Annotated in this window: 15 protein-coding genes; 8 read left to right on the top strand and 7 right to left on the bottom strand. The window is 69.3% G+C overall.

What is annotated here, in order from left to right; all coding sequences use genetic code 11:
- Nucleotides 1-29: 29 nt before the first annotated feature.
- Nucleotides 30-800: a TatD family hydrolase gene (locus IEY69_RS15720; protein WP_189074092.1), complete on the bottom strand. Its 771-nt coding sequence runs from the start codon at nt 798-800 to the stop codon at nt 30-32.
- An 84-nt stretch (nt 801-884) separates the two neighbouring features.
- Here IEY69_RS15720 and IEY69_RS15715 point away from each other — a divergent pair, with 84 nt between their 5' ends.
- From IEY69_RS15715 to IEY69_RS15705, 3 genes are read left to right on the top strand one after another with little or no spacing between them, the layout of a single operon-like run.
- Nucleotides 885-1,493 carry a hypothetical protein gene (locus IEY69_RS15715; protein ID WP_189074091.1) on the top strand — a complete coding sequence of 203 codons (609 nt, stop codon included), beginning with the start codon at nt 885-887 and terminating at the stop codon, nt 1,491-1,493.
- A gap of 19 nt (nt 1,494-1,512) precedes the next feature.
- Entirely contained in the window at nt 1,513-2,400 is an 888-nt protein-coding gene (locus tag IEY69_RS15710) for an LptA/OstA family protein (protein ID WP_189074090.1), read from the top strand.
- A 9-nt stretch (nt 2,401-2,409) separates the two neighbouring features.
- Nucleotides 2,410-3,474: an LptA/OstA family protein gene (locus IEY69_RS15705; RefSeq protein ID WP_229784031.1), complete on the top strand. Its 1,065-nt coding sequence runs from the start codon at nt 2,410-2,412 to the stop codon at nt 3,472-3,474.
- Nucleotides 3,475-3,547: 73 nt separating this feature from the next.
- Here the strand turns inward: IEY69_RS15705 and IEY69_RS15700 are convergent, their stop codons facing one another.
- From IEY69_RS15700 to IEY69_RS15690, 3 genes are all read right to left on the bottom strand, one after another.
- The gene (locus IEY69_RS15700; protein WP_189074089.1) at nt 3,548-4,462 is read right to left on the bottom strand and encodes a lactate/malate family dehydrogenase; all 915 of its coding nucleotides are present in this window, start codon (nt 4,460-4,462) and stop codon (nt 3,548-3,550) included.
- Nucleotides 4,459-4,923, bottom strand: a complete 465-nt coding sequence (locus IEY69_RS15695; protein ID WP_189074088.1) for a universal stress protein — start codon at nt 4,921-4,923, stop codon at nt 4,459-4,461. Before IEY69_RS15695 ends, IEY69_RS15700 begins: the two co-directional genes overlap by 4 nt.
- Nucleotides 4,924-4,986: 63 nt before the next feature.
- Nucleotides 4,987-6,033, bottom strand: coding sequence for a GGDEF domain-containing protein (locus tag IEY69_RS15690; protein ID WP_189074087.1), 1,047 nt, complete (start codon nt 6,031-6,033; stop codon nt 4,987-4,989).
- 124 nt (nt 6,034-6,157) lie between these two features.
- On the opposite strand from IEY69_RS15690, the gene IEY69_RS15685 reads away from it, so the two are divergent.
- Both IEY69_RS15685 and IEY69_RS15680 read left to right on the top strand, forming a co-directional pair.
- Nucleotides 6,158-7,618 (top strand): MBL fold metallo-hydrolase RNA specificity domain-containing protein, encoded by a 1,461-nt coding sequence (locus IEY69_RS15685; protein ID WP_189074086.1) that lies wholly within the window; start codon nt 6,158-6,160, stop codon nt 7,616-7,618.
- Between the two features lie 43 nt (nt 7,619-7,661).
- Entirely contained in the window at nt 7,662-8,153 is a 492-nt protein-coding gene (locus IEY69_RS15680) for a thioredoxin-like domain-containing protein (RefSeq protein WP_189074085.1), read from the top strand.
- A gap of 67 nt (nt 8,154-8,220) precedes the next feature.
- Here the strand turns inward: IEY69_RS15680 and obgE are convergent, their stop codons facing one another.
- The 3 genes from obgE to rplU all read right to left on the bottom strand — a co-directional run bounded on the left by obgE (nt 8,221) and on the right by rplU (nt 10,307).
- Nucleotides 8,221-9,558, bottom strand: coding sequence for a GTPase ObgE (gene obgE, locus IEY69_RS15675; RefSeq protein ID WP_189074084.1), 1,338 nt, complete (start codon nt 9,556-9,558; stop codon nt 8,221-8,223).
- Between the two features lie 159 nt (nt 9,559-9,717).
- Nucleotides 9,718-9,990 (bottom strand): 50S ribosomal protein L27, encoded by a 273-nt coding sequence (gene rpmA / locus IEY69_RS15670; RefSeq protein ID WP_046843460.1) that lies wholly within the window; start codon nt 9,988-9,990, stop codon nt 9,718-9,720.
- Nucleotides 9,991-10,004: 14 nt separating this feature from the next.
- Nucleotides 10,005-10,307, bottom strand: a complete 303-nt coding sequence (gene rplU / locus IEY69_RS15665) for a 50S ribosomal protein L21 (RefSeq protein ID WP_189074083.1) — start codon at nt 10,305-10,307, stop codon at nt 10,005-10,007.
- A 365-nt stretch (nt 10,308-10,672) separates the two neighbouring features.
- On the opposite strand from rplU, the gene IEY69_RS15660 reads away from it, so the two are divergent.
- From IEY69_RS15660 to IEY69_RS15650, 3 genes are all read left to right on the top strand, one after another.
- Nucleotides 10,673-11,035 (top strand): YkvA family protein, encoded by a 363-nt coding sequence (locus tag IEY69_RS15660; RefSeq protein WP_189074082.1) that lies wholly within the window; start codon nt 10,673-10,675, stop codon nt 11,033-11,035.
- 56 nt (nt 11,036-11,091) lie between these two features.
- Nucleotides 11,092-11,817 (top strand): hypothetical protein, encoded by a 726-nt coding sequence (locus IEY69_RS15655; RefSeq protein WP_189074081.1) that lies wholly within the window; start codon nt 11,092-11,094, stop codon nt 11,815-11,817.
- An 81-nt stretch (nt 11,818-11,898) separates the two neighbouring features.
- On the top strand, nt 11,899-12,561 hold the full coding sequence (locus tag IEY69_RS15650; protein WP_189074080.1) for a response regulator transcription factor: 663 nt from the start codon (nt 11,899-11,901) through the stop codon (nt 12,559-12,561).
- The last annotated feature ends 101 nt before the right edge of the window (nt 12,562-12,662 follow it).

Below are 12,662 nucleotides of genomic sequence, written 5' to 3'. Positions count from 1 at the left end.
ATCTCAAGTCGAGGTATCGCGCTGTTCGGTCAGGCTGTAGGAAGCCCGTACGCGCGGCGGGTGTTCGCGTCCGTCGCGGCCTCCAGTTCCTCCGGGCTCACGCCGCGCAGGGCCGCGATGAACTCCAGTGTGTGGCGCACGTAACCGGGCCGGTTGGGCTTGCCGCGCTTCGGGACGGGCGCCAGGAACGGCGCGTCCGTCTCCAGCAGCATCCGCGCCAGGGGCAGGTCGCGGGCCGCCGCCTGGATCTCCTGCGCGTTCTTATACGTCGTGTTCCCCGCGAAGCCGAAGTACGTGTGCTCACCCCGCTCCAGGCCGAACCGCAGCAACTCAGCGTGCCCGCTGAAGCAGTGCAGGATCACCGGCACGTCCGGCCAGGCGCGCAGCACGTCCATCACGCCCCGGTGCGCGCCGTCCTGCCCGGCCTTGTCCCGCGTGTGAATGACCAGCACCTTCCTGCTGCGCCGCGCGAGGTCCAGCTGCCACTCGAACGCCGACACCTGCGCGGCGCGCTTCGTGTCGTCCCAGTAATCATCCAGGCCGCTCTCACCGATCCCGACCACGCGCGGGTGCCCGGTCAAGGCCTCGATCTGCGCGCGGGCCTCCGGGCTGTCCTCGTCCGTGTCCGTCGGGTGAAGGCCCACCGTTGCGAACACGTCCCCGAACTGCTCGGCCAGCGCCACCGCGTTCCGCGCATGCTCCGGGCTGGCGCCGATGCAGACCATGGCACTCAGGCCCAGCTCGCCGCGCGCGCCCGCCGGATCGTCGATGTAGTCGAGGTGGGTGTGCGAATCGATCATGCCGCCCAGCCTAGCGCCGCGCCCCCAGGGCCTCCCACCCGCGCCCCATCACTCTCATGAGACCCGCGCGCTAGAGTGCGACCCGTGCAGAAAGTCGGACTCTACGCCCTGACGGGGATCATGGTCTTCGCCCTGATCTTCGCGCTGCTGCCCACCCCGGGCCTCGACGCCAGTCAGTCCGGCGCGCGGCTCAGCGGCGTGCAACTGCGCCTGTACCCGTCCGGCGACGCCGACGCCACCTGGAGTTTCAGGGCCGCCGAGGTCCGCAACGACCCCCTGAACGGCCTGACCACCCTGACCGGCATCACGGGCGGGCAACGCCTCGTGAAAGAACGCGTGGGCGACAAGCTGACCGGCCGCGAGACGCTGGACGCCACCCTGACCACCCCGGACCTGACCATCGACGATCAGGACACCATGACCACCCGTCAGGCCCGCATCACCCTGGTGCAGCAGTGTGCCGACATCGACCTGAAGGGCACCGAACAGGACCCCGTGAAGATCGAACAGGGCCAGGGCTTCAGCGCCCCCACCGCACGTATCAGCTCACCGAACACGAACGGCACGATCGGGAAACTGAAAATGACCTTCGGTTTCGTCATCGAGGACTCGGATCCGGCCAACTCGAAGTACACCGCTGAACTGGACGCCACTGAAACCTGCCGCGACGGCAAGCGCGTCCCCCTCACCTGATTCCATCAAGGAGACCCCCATGAAAAAAACGACCTCACTGCTGGCCCTCCTCGCCCTGACCACTCCTGTCCTCGCCCAGACGGACGCCGCCAAACGCCTGATCACCATCGAGGGCGGCCCCCGTGGCGACGTCCGCAACGGACCCCTCACCTTCATCGGCAGTCCCGTCAAGGCCAAGGTCAGCACCCTGAACATCGAGGCCTCCCAGGCCGTCCTGGCCGCCCCCAAGGGCACCGCGCTGATCGAGGCGAAAGGCAAGCGCACCGCGGACTTCACCGGGAACGTCAAGGTCACCCGTGGCCGCCTGACCGCCACCGGGAACGGGCTGGCGTACAGCGAGGCGACCGGGCAGGGCGTCCTGAACGGCAACGCCAGCGCCACCTTCACCCCAGACAAGAACGACGGGGATACCGTGACCATCAAGGCCGCGCAGATGAGTCTCGACGTGGACAACGACCGCTCCACCAGCACGGGCGGCGTGACCCTGTCCAACGGCGTGCAGAACGGCAAGGCCGACAAGCTCGTGTTCGACGAGCAGCGCGAACTGGCCCTCCTGACCGGCACGCCCAGCCTCACCCGCGCCGCGAAGGCCAACCAGAAGGAACTGATCATCACCGGGCAGGAAGTCCGCGCGCTGACCAAGACCAAGACACTGTACGTGCGCGGCGGCGTGAAACTCGTGCAGGGCACCACCACCACCACCGGGGACGCCGTGTACTACGACGACAAGAAGAACGTCGCGTACGTCGTCGGGAACGCCGTCAGCGTGGACAGCAAGAGCAAGGTGACCGTCAAGGCCCCCGCCAGCGGCTACCTGGAGCAGCGCACCGACCTGGCCCGCGTGCGCGCCCTGAACGCCGCGTACAAGATCCCCACCGATCAGTTCAAGCTCACCGGCGAGAAGTAAACTCACCGTATGACACGCTCCCGCCTGACTGCCGCGCTCCTGACCGCGTTGCTCTCCGGCGGGAGCGTCGTGATGGTCGCCCTGGCCCAACAGGACGGCACCCGGCCTGGCGGCACGATCAGCCCCAATCCGGTGCCCACGGAACCGGCCACGACGGACGCGGCCCCCACCGATGCGAACTCCGCCGACACGCCGCAGGACGCGCCGGAGGCCGGAGCGGAGCAGTCCAGTCTGACCCTGGTGCGGCGCAGCGAGAAGGACGGCAAGGACCGGCCGATCGTCATCGTGAAGTCCGGCACCAGCGATACGACCGGCGTGTTCACCATCTGCAGTCCGCAGGACGGCGAGCCGGAGGACGCCCCGAACATCGCCGTGTTCAGTGAGACCGGCGCGGGCGGCGTGCAGATCACCATCGACAAGAACGTGATCCGCGTGCCGCTGGCCGTCGTCACCCAGCTGCCCCCGAAGGCCGGTCAGGAGGGCAGCGACGGGCGCGTGGAGGCCAGCGCCGGGACCGCCCGGTTCCTGGAAGAAGCCCCGGAGGGCAAGACGGACCGCCTGAGTCGCTGCGCCGTCGAAGCCACCCCGAAACCCGCGCCGGACACCGTGATCGTCACGCAGGGACGCACGGAACTCAAGGGGCAGAAACTCGTGTACGACAGTGCCGACGGCATCGCCCGCATCGACGGACCCGTGACCTTCACCCGCAGCAGCGACAAAGACCCCCTGACCGGCAAGAGCGACCGCATTGAAGTCAGCGTGGACGACGAGAAGACCACCCTGGTCGGGAACGTCGAACTGAAATCCAGTGGGGGCCGCACCAGCCGAGCCGCGCGGGTCGAGTACGACGACACCCGCAACGTCGCGCGGCTGTACGGCACGACCGAGCAGCCCGCCGAGAGCGTCCAGGGGGGCGATACCCTGCGCGCCGGGGTGATCGTGTACGACCTCGACCGGAACGAGGTGTACGCCGAGAAGACCGAGGGGGGCACCATCACCGGCGAGTTCGTCGACGGGCAGGAGGGCAGTGGCGATGCCACACCCGCCGCGCCGACCCCCCCCAGGCGACCCTGACAGCGGTTGCTCGCTCTGCTCGTTTCAGAGACGTTGAGGGGTTGCCGCAACGCCTCTGAACACCGCCCAGAGGTTAGTCCCCGATGACCCGGCGGGCCTTCAGGAGCACCTCGGCGCTGCGGTGCAGGGCGTCCTGCTCATCAGGGGTCAGGGTGGGCAGCACGGTGTCCAGCACCCCGGCGCGGCCCAGGACGCGCGGCACGCTGAGGCTCACGCCGAACGCGGGCGTGGGCGCGCTGACGGTCAGCACGGCGCGGCGGTCGCCCAGGATGCGCTCGGTGATGCGGGCCAGGGCCGCGCCGATCCCGTAGTACGTGGCGCGTTTCCCGCCGATGATCTGCGCGGCGGCCTCACGGGTGTCCCGTTCGATCTGCGCGCGGATCTCCGGCGTCCACGGGAGGTCACGGGCGTCCATGAACGCCCAGGCGGGCAGCCCGGCGACGGTGACGGTACTCCAGGCGATGACCTCGCTGTCCCCGTGCTCGCCCAGCACGTACCCGTGGACGTGCGTGGCGTCTACCCCGGCCCGCTCGGCGATCAGGTGCCGCAGGCGCGCGGAGTCCAGCACGGTGCCGGACCCGATCACGGCGTGGTCCGGGGCCAGGGTGACGCTCAGGTCCGTCAGGAGGTCCATGGGGTTCGTGGCGATCAGCAGGGCGGCGCCGGGCGCGGCGGAGGCGACGCGGGGGATCAGGTCGCGGAAGATCGCGGCGTTCTTCTGCAGCAGGTCCAGGCGCGTCTCGCCGGGTTTCTGGTTGGCGCCTGCGGCGACGATGACGACGCCGCTGCCGTGCAGGTCCTCCAGCGGGCCGCTGCGGACGCGCGCACCGTGACTGACGGGCGAGGCGTGCGCGATGTCCTGCGCCTCCGCGCGGGCGCGGTCCCCGTCCAGGTCCGTCAGGAGCAGGTCGCTGCACGAGCCGCGCAGCGTCAGGGCGTACGCGGCGGTCGCGCCGACCAGCCCGGCGCCGACCACCCCGACCTTCACCGCGACCCTCCCCGCACCGTCAGGACCGGGATGGGACTGCGCGCCACGATCTTCTCGGCGGTGCTGCCCACGAAGAAATGCTCGATGGCGCCCTGCGCGTGCGTGCCCACCACGATCAGGTCCGCGCCCCACGCGCGCGCGGCGTCCAGCAGGCCCGTGACCGGATCGCCGACCATCAGTTCGTGCTCCTCGCCGACCATCAGGTCGCGGCTCAGGCGCTGCGCGTCCGCGTGTTCCAGGGTGTGCAGCAGCGTCGGGTCGGGCAGGGCAGGGGTCACGCCGCCCATCAGGTCCGGCGCGGCCGTTACGCGGGCGTCCGTGACGTGCACCAGCCGCAGGGTCGCGCCGGGAAAGCGGGCGCGGGCCAGGGCCAGGGCCGCCTGAGAGGAACTGGAGAAATCCACGCCGACCAGGACGCGCTGAAAACCGGCGGGAGCTTGGGCTGAGGTCACCTGGGTCATGTCCTGAACCTACACCCGCTCCCGACGGTCCGGCCAGACATCAAGGCATGGTGAAGAAACCGGTCAGTTCACCAGGGAAGACCCGCCCTGGGTGTCCCAGCGCAGCTGCCGCCGCCCGGCCCGCTTCGCGGCGTACAGGCGCCGGTCCGCGAGGTCCAGCAGGCCCGCCACGCTGTCGGCCTCGTGGGCCAGGACCGCCCCGGCGCTGAAGGTCACCTCGGGCAGCGGGTCAGGCAGGCGCAGCGGCACCCCGTTCAGGCGGCCCGTGATGGCCTGTGCCTGCTGGGCGGTGGTGCAGGTGATCAGCAGAAGGAATTCCTCACCGCCCCAGCGGCACAGCATCATGTCCGACCGCAGCAGCTGCCGCACGGCCGGACCGAGCGCGCGCAGCACAGCGTCGCCGACCATGTGCCCGCGCGTGTCGTTCACCAGCTTGAAGTGATCCAGGTCCAGCAGCACCAGCGTGAACCCCGGGTGTTCGCCCCGCAGCAGGCGGGCGTGGGTGGCGTGCAGGTACTCCAGCATGCCCCGGCGGTTGGGCAGGCCGGTCAGGGGGTCGGTCAGGGATTCCTGCTGGAACGTCATCGCCTCCTCCTGAACGGTGGTGATCTGCTGCCCGAAACTGCTGGCCATGGCGATCACGACGGTCGTGCACCCCAGGTACGCCAGCAGGTTCAGGTCGTGAACCGGGCGGGACGCGACCAGCAGCGCGAACCCCACGAACCCCATGACGGACGCGGGAACGGACAGCCTGAGCGGCAGCAGCCCGAACCACAGCGCGACCATGATCAGGAACGACAGGTACGACCCGGTCCGGACCTCCGGAACCTGCAGCAGGGCAATGAATTCGCCCAGCGTCGAGAGGGTCACCGCCACCACGATGGGCAGATTCAGGCGGGCGGTCGGCCAGCGCAGGGAGACGAGGGCAACGGGAATCCACACCGAGAGCAGCAGGCCGAGCAGGAACGACCCCACGTTCACCCACGCGCGGCTGGTCACGCTCTCGGTCAGGAGCACGACGTGGGCCGCGACCGACATGGAGGCGGCCGTCAGGTACGCCCTGCGCCGCACCTGTTCCACGCGCGACGGTGGCGCGGGTGGCCCGTTCATGTCCGTCATCATGACCGGTCCGGCCCACAGAACCCTGAATGCGACCTGGCTGAAGAGCCGCCGACCGTTCAGAAGACCTTGACGTCAACGGGCCGACCGCAGGGCAGCGGGTACACTCCGAGACATGCAACTCCAGAGCTTCGGCGCGGCCCTGACCGTCACCGGCAGCATGCACCTCCTGACGACCGGTGGTCGGCAGGTGCTGATCGACTGTGGCCTCTTCCAGGGGAACGATGACCTGGAAGCCCGCAACCGCGAACCCTTCCCGTTTGACGTGGCCGGACTCGACGCCGTGATCCTCACGCACGCCCACCTGGATCACGTGGGTCGCCTGCCGCTGCTGACGAAACTGGGGTTCCGCGGCCCGGTCTACTGCACCGCCCCCACGGCGGGCCTCGCGGAGACGGTGCTGCTCGACAGCGCCCGACTGCAGGTGGACGGTTACCGGCGCGACCTGCGTTACGCGCGCCGCCAGGGCGTGCCCGACGAGCAGGTCCCCCCGCCCCTGTACGAGGAGGAGGACGTGCACCGCGCGCTGGCCCTGCTGCGCCCCCACCTGACCTTCGGGGAAACCACCCGCGTGGCGGACCTGCGGGTCACGCCAGAGCGGGCCGGGCACATCCTGGGCAGCGCGTACCTGCTCATCGAGAGCACGGAGGGCCGCCTGATCATGAGCGGCGACCTCGGGAACCGCGAGAGCGGCCTGCAGCTGGACTTCACGCCCCCTCCGCACGCGGACGCCGTGGTGCTGGAAACCACGTACGCGAACCGCACGCACCGCGCCTGGCCCGCCACGCTGGCCGAGTTCCGCGACGCGCTGCGCGGCGCCGTGCGGCAGGGCGGGAAGATCCTGATTCCCAGTTTCGCCATCGAGCGCACGCAGACGATCCTGCACACCATCAAGAGCCTGATGGACGCCGGAGAGGTGCCGCGCATCCCGGTGTTCCTGGATTCCCCGATGGCGGCGCGCGCCACGCACGAGTACTTCGAGTTCGGCGACGAACTGATCCCCGAGGTCCGCGACGCCCTGCAGGCGGGCGAGGATCCCTTCCGGCCCAGCACGCTGCATGTCGTGCCGACCAGCGCGGAATCGCAGCGCATCAACAAGTACGACGGCCCGGCGATCATCCTGGCGGGGAACGGCATGATGACCGGCGGGCGCATCCAGCACCACCTCAAACATCACCTGTGGAAACCCACCACCAGCCTGATCAGCGTGTCGTACCAGTCGCCCAGCAGCCTGGGCGGGCGGATCGTCACGGGCGCCGACCACGTGCGCATCATGGGCGAGGAGATCGCCGTGAAAGCCCACGTGTACACCATCGGCGGCTTCTCCGCGCACGCCGACCAGGATGACCTGCTGGCCTTCCTGAGCACGGCGGGCACGCCCCACGTGTGGCTTGTGCACGGCGAACCCGAGGTCATGGCGTCGTTCCTGCCGGTCCTCGCGCAGCGCGGCCTGAAGGGCGACCTGGTCCCGGACCGGACGACCGTGGACCTGACCGGCGCCGGGTACGCCCAGGGCCTCCCCCCGGGATTCGAGGAAGCCCCCACCCGCGGCGCCCACGCCGAGGCGGGCGAGTAACGACCCTGGGCGTTTTCATGTGCAGCCGCTACTCTGAAGGTCCATGAAACCCGCCCTGCCTCTGCTCGTCCTGGCCCTCACCGCCTGTGGTTCAAAATCCATCGAGGGTGTCCAGACCTTCACGTACCCCGCCGGAGATCACCGCAGCGGCTCCCTGATCTACGCCGAGAACCCCCCGGCCGGCGGCCCACACAATGCCACGTGGCAGAACTGCGGCGTGTACGCGCAGCCCCTGTACAACGAGTACGCCGTGCACAGCCTGGAACACGGCGCCGTGTGGATCACGTACCGCCCTGACCTGGATCCCGCCCAGGTGGACACCCTGAAAAAACTCGTCGAGGGTCGCCCATACACCATCCTCAGCCCCTACGAGGGCCTGGACACCCCGGTCGCCGCGAGCGCCTGGGGCGCCCAGCTGAAGGTCGAGAAGGCCGATGACAGCCGCCTGAAGGCCTTCCTGGACAAGTACGAGCAGGGCGCCACCGCCCCGGAACGCGGCGCGTCGTGCAGCGGCGCGTACGGCGAGACCCGCTGACCGACCGGCAGGCAGCAAGACGAACGGCCCCGCATTCGCTGCGGGGCCGTATTCGTTCACGCGGTGGTCAGCGCTGTTCCTCGTCGTCGAAGTACTCGAAGCGGAACGTGCCGATCTCGACCGTGTCCCCCTCGCGCGCCCCGGCGCGTTTCAGGGCGTTGTACAGGCCCTGCCGCTTGAAGAGGTTGCCCAGGTACTCGGCCGCCTCGTCCATGAAGCGCGAGAAGCGCACGATGCGTTCCTCGAAACCGCCGCCGTGCACCGCCCAGACCCGTTCGGGTTGACCGTCGTTGATGATGCCCACGCCCTTCGCGGCCGGGTCGATGCGGAACTCGATGCGCAGCGGTTCCTCGCGCACGGTGTCCGGTTCGATCTCCAGCGCGTTGTTCTGCGCCCACAGTTCACGGTCGGGCAGCATCTGGAACACCGCCTCGCGCAGTTCCGGCAGGCCCTCGCCGCCCTTGGCGCTGACCTGGATGACCGGCAGGCCGAACTGCGCGAGTTCATCCACGACCATCGCCGCGAGGTCCTCGTCGGTCAGTTCCACCTTGTTCAGGGCGATCAGGGAGACCTGATCCAGCAGCGTCGGGTCGTAGGCGCGCAGCTCGGCCTGCAGCTGACGCAGCTCCCCCACCGGGTCACGGGTCACGTCCAGCACGTACACGAGCAGGCGCGTGCGGCTGATGTGCCGCAGGAACTCCAGGCCCAGGCCCTTGCCTTCGCTGGCGCCCTCGATGATGCCGGGGATGTCCGCCAGCGTGAAGCGCTCGTCCAGCGGGCTGCCGTTCGCGTCCACGCGGTCCACGACGCCCAGGATGGGCGACAGGGTCGTGAACGGGTAGTCCGCGATGGCCGGGTTCGCGCGGGACAGCGCCGCGAGCAGGCTGCTCTTCCCGGCGTTCGGGTAGCCGACCAGGCCCACGTCCGCGATCAGGCGCAGCTCCAGGCGCACGCGGCGCTTCTGCCCAGGCGTGCCCAGCTCCGCGAAGCGCGGCGCCTGACGGGTGCTGCTCACGAAGGTGCTGTTCCCGCGCCCGCCGAAACCGCCGCGCGCGATGACCTTCTCCTGCCCGACCCGCACGAGGTCCGCGATGACCTTCCCGGTCGTCTCGTCAAACGCGGTCGTGCCGACCGGCACGTCAATGAAGATGTCCTCGCCGTCGCCACCCTGACGCAGGCGACCCTCGCCGTACGCGCCGTTCGGGGCCTTGAACTTGCGGCGGCCCACCAGACGCTCCAGCGACTCGACGCCCTCGATGGCGCGCAGGATGATGCTGCCGCCCCGCCCGCCGTGCCCGCCGTCCGGGCCGCCTTTTTCCATGTACTTCGCGCGGTGGAAGGACATGCTGCCGTCCCCGCCGTTTCCGGCGGCCACCTCGATATTCAGGACGTCACGAAACGCCACTGGCCTCACCTCCCTTGGGGCAAGGCGCGTGTGCGTCCCCGCCCGGCACCACTGCTGGGTGCCACTGTACGACGCCGCCCCTCGTGGGGGCAGCAGCAAAGGAGCGCCCGACCCGTCAACCGGGCTGAGGCGCTCCCGCGAAAAAACCTGCCGCGCTGATCAGTCAGCGGCGGCGGCGGTGGGCACTTCGATGCTGATGAAGCGGCCCTTGTTGCCACGATTGCTGAACACGACCTTGCCGCTCTCCAGTGCGAAGAGGGTGTGGTCGCGGCCCATGCCCACGTTCGGGCCGGCCTTGAACTTGGTGCCGCGCTGACGGACGAGGATGTTCCCGGCCAGGACCTGCTCGCCGCCGAACTTCTTCACGCCCAGGTACTTGGGCTGGCTGTCACGTCCGTTCTTGGACGAACCTACGCCTTTCTTGTGTGCCATGTCGGTATCCTCCCTTAGCCCTTGATGCCCAGGATCTTGATCGCGGTGTAGTCCTGGCGGTGGCCCGTACGGCGGCGGTACTGGATGCCGCTCTTGTACTTGCGCACGTAGATCTTCTCGCCACGGCCGTGCTCGACGACTTCGGCGTTCACGGTGAACTTGCCTGCGGCGTCACCGAAGACGGTCTTGTCGCCGCCCACGAAGATGGGGGTCAGGTCGAGCTTGTCGCCCGCTTCGCCTTTCAGGCTCTCGACGCGGATGACGTCGCCTTCCTGCACGCGGTACTGCTTCCCGCCGGTCTGAATGATTGCAAACATGGTGTTTCCTCCTGCCGCGCGCCCGGGAACGCTGCCCTGGGCGGCCTTGGCCTGCTGCACCCGCTCGGCGGGTCACCAAGCAAGTACTGTAACACACCGTCAGGTCATAGGGAACCCGTCCGGGTCCGGCGGATCAGCGCAGACTCGGGGGTGGCAGGCAACGGCAGGCCCTCTGCGCGCGGGGCGGGGGTGGGCAGCTCTCAGGTTGCGTGCGGGTTCCCGTGTCTGGTGAACGTGTCCTCGCGGTACACGTGAGCTCGCGCGGAGCGAGCCGGGTTCTACTGATCCTCCGGAGCTGCCCTGGGGCAGCTGACCGGGAGAGGATAGCACGGAACCCCCGGGGCGCGCGGCGCGTACTGGGGCTCGTGATCACCCGAGTCCGAGCTGTGTGGCGCGACGCGCTGGCCCTGCTGTTCGCCCTGAACGACCGCCGCACGCCCGGCGGCGCGAAACTCATGGCGGCCCTGGCCCTCGCGTACGCCCTGCTGCCCGTGGACCTGCTCACCGACCTGACCCCCATCCTGGGCGTCGCGGACGACATCCTGATCGTCCCCACCCTGCTGGCCCTCGCCGCGCGCACCCTGCCCGCCCCCGTCCTGGCGCAGGCGCAGACCCGCAGTCTGGGCGTGCAGCGCCGCCTGCCGTGGCTGATCCCGGCCGCCGCGCTGACGGTCCTGACCCTGCTGAGCCTGCTGGGCTGGGCGATCTGGCGCACCCTGGGCAGCTGATTGTCAAGCGCATCTGACCGTCGAACCAGACCGGGAATCACTAGCATGAGCGCCGTATGAAGAAACTTGCTCCCCTGCTGCTCCTCGCGCCCCTCGCCCTGGGGTCCTGCGGCCTGTTCAACCGCGCCCCCAAACCCGTCACCACTGCGGGCGGCACCCTGATGGACGCCAAGGTGACCTACGACGCCAACGGCAACGCCACCACCACCTACACCGCCTGGAGCGGCGGCGCTGGCAAGGTCATACTCGACCTGTACGACTACACCGCCAAGACGACCGTCAAGGAGGGCGAGACCACCCTGGCCGCAGACGGCAAGTTCGGCTTCGCCAGCCTGCCCACTCCCAAGGACAGCGAACTGAGCGGCTTCACGGATGACACTCAGCCCACCGGCTGCACGGGTACCATCGCGCCGAGTGACAAGAGCATGCGCAGTGCCAGCGCCAGATTCCGCACGGACGCCACGAAGGATGTCAGTGTGGGTCTGATGAGCGCTGCCGGCAAGACCGAGATGATGGCCGAACTGATCTACGTGGACCGCGCCGTCAAGCTGAGCGGCAAGCAGACCTGTACCTTCCCCGGCCGGACGACCGTGTCTGAGGTGAACGTGAACTTCATCAAGGGCTGGAACTGGATGACCGTCAAGTTCACCGCCGGTACGAACGCCACAGATGCCTCGACCGTCACGGCCATCAGCGGCCTGGACAGCAGCCTGAAGTGGGCGCAGAGCGTCTCTTCGGCGCAGGCCCTGAGCCTGAACGCCCTGCCCTTCACTCTGCGCTGATCCTGACGCCTGCCTCCGCCCCTGCCCGTCCGGCAGGGGCGGTTTTACCTGCCGTTAACCGCCCCGCGTACACTGAGGTTCATGAGACTGCTGCTCGTGGAGGACGACGCCCGCATTGCGCAGCCGACCGCCGAGGCGCTGCGCGAGGCCGGGTACGCCGTCACGTGGGCGCAGAACGGCCCCGAGGGCCTGGAGCAGGGCGCGCTGGGCGAGTACCCGCTGATCATCCTGGATGTCATGCTGCCCGGCCTGGACGGCTTCGAGGTCGCCCGTGAACTGCGCGGTCAGGGCGTGGACTCCGCGATCCTGTTCCTCACGGCGCGCGGGGAACTGAGCGACCGGGTCGAGGGTCTGGACTTGGGCGGCGACGCGTATCTGGTCAAGCCGTTCGCGGTGCCGGAACTCCTCGCGACCTTGCGGGCCCTGTCGCGCCGCGAGCGCGGGTCCGGCGCGCCACGCGTGACGTTCGCCGGGGGTCGCGGCACGCTGGACACCGTGGCCCGCACCGTCACCTGGGACGGCGCGGAGGTCGCCGTCACGGGCCGCGAGTACGCGCTGCTGGAGGTCCTGTCGCAGGCACCGGAACGCTGGTTCACCCGCGAGGACCTGATCGACCGCGTGTGGGGCCCCGAGTTCGACGGCGAGGCGCGGATCGTGGACGTGTACGTACGGTACGTTCGGCGCAAGCTGGCCCCGGAAGCCATCACGTCCGAGCGGGGGCGCGGGTACCGCGTGGAACGCTGAGCGGGGCAGGGGAGAGCCAATGCGACCCATACGGATTCCGTCTGTTCCGTTGACAACCCGGTGTTCTTCCGGGTTGTCAACTCCACGCCCGGAACCCGCTC

The sequence above is a fragment of the Deinococcus sedimenti genome (genome assembly GCF_014648135.1).
GTDB lineage: Bacteria > Deinococcota > Deinococci > Deinococcales > Deinococcaceae > Deinococcus > Deinococcus sedimenti.
This window is presented reverse-complemented; position numbering and strand designations above follow the sequence as displayed.

What these genes read in the sequence shown, in the direction of transcription:
- IEY69_RS15655 (WP_189074081.1), top strand. Translation starts at nt 11,092, where the DNA reads ATGAAGAAACTTGCTCCCCTGCTGCTCCTCGCGCCCCTCGCCCTGGGG.
- rplU (WP_189074083.1), bottom strand. Translation starts at nt 10,307, where the DNA reads ATGTTTGCAATCATTCAGACCGGCGGGAAGCAGTACCGCGTGCAGGAA.
- rpmA (WP_046843460.1), bottom strand. Translation starts at nt 9,990, where the DNA reads ATGGCACACAAGAAAGGCGTAGGTTCGTCCAAGAACGGACGTGACAGC.
- IEY69_RS15705 (WP_229784031.1), top strand. Translation starts at nt 2,410, where the DNA reads ATGACACGCTCCCGCCTGACTGCCGCGCTCCTGACCGCGTTGCTCTCC.
- IEY69_RS15680 (WP_189074085.1), top strand. Translation starts at nt 7,662, where the DNA reads ATGAAACCCGCCCTGCCTCTGCTCGTCCTGGCCCTCACCGCCTGTGGT.
- IEY69_RS15685 (WP_189074086.1), top strand. Translation starts at nt 6,158, where the DNA reads ATGCAACTCCAGAGCTTCGGCGCGGCCCTGACCGTCACCGGCAGCATG.
- IEY69_RS15690 (WP_189074087.1), bottom strand. Translation starts at nt 6,033, where the DNA reads ATGAACGGGCCACCCGCGCCACCGTCGCGCGTGGAACAGGTGCGGCGC.
- IEY69_RS15650 (WP_189074080.1), top strand. Translation starts at nt 11,899, where the DNA reads ATGAGACTGCTGCTCGTGGAGGACGACGCCCGCATTGCGCAGCCGACC.
- IEY69_RS15720 (WP_189074092.1), bottom strand. Translation starts at nt 800, where the DNA reads ATGATCGATTCGCACACCCACCTCGACTACATCGACGATCCGGCGGGC.
- IEY69_RS15710 (WP_189074090.1), top strand. Translation starts at nt 1,513, where the DNA reads ATGAAAAAAACGACCTCACTGCTGGCCCTCCTCGCCCTGACCACTCCT.
- IEY69_RS15695 (WP_189074088.1), bottom strand. Translation starts at nt 4,923, where the DNA reads ATGACCCAGGTGACCTCAGCCCAAGCTCCCGCCGGTTTTCAGCGCGTC.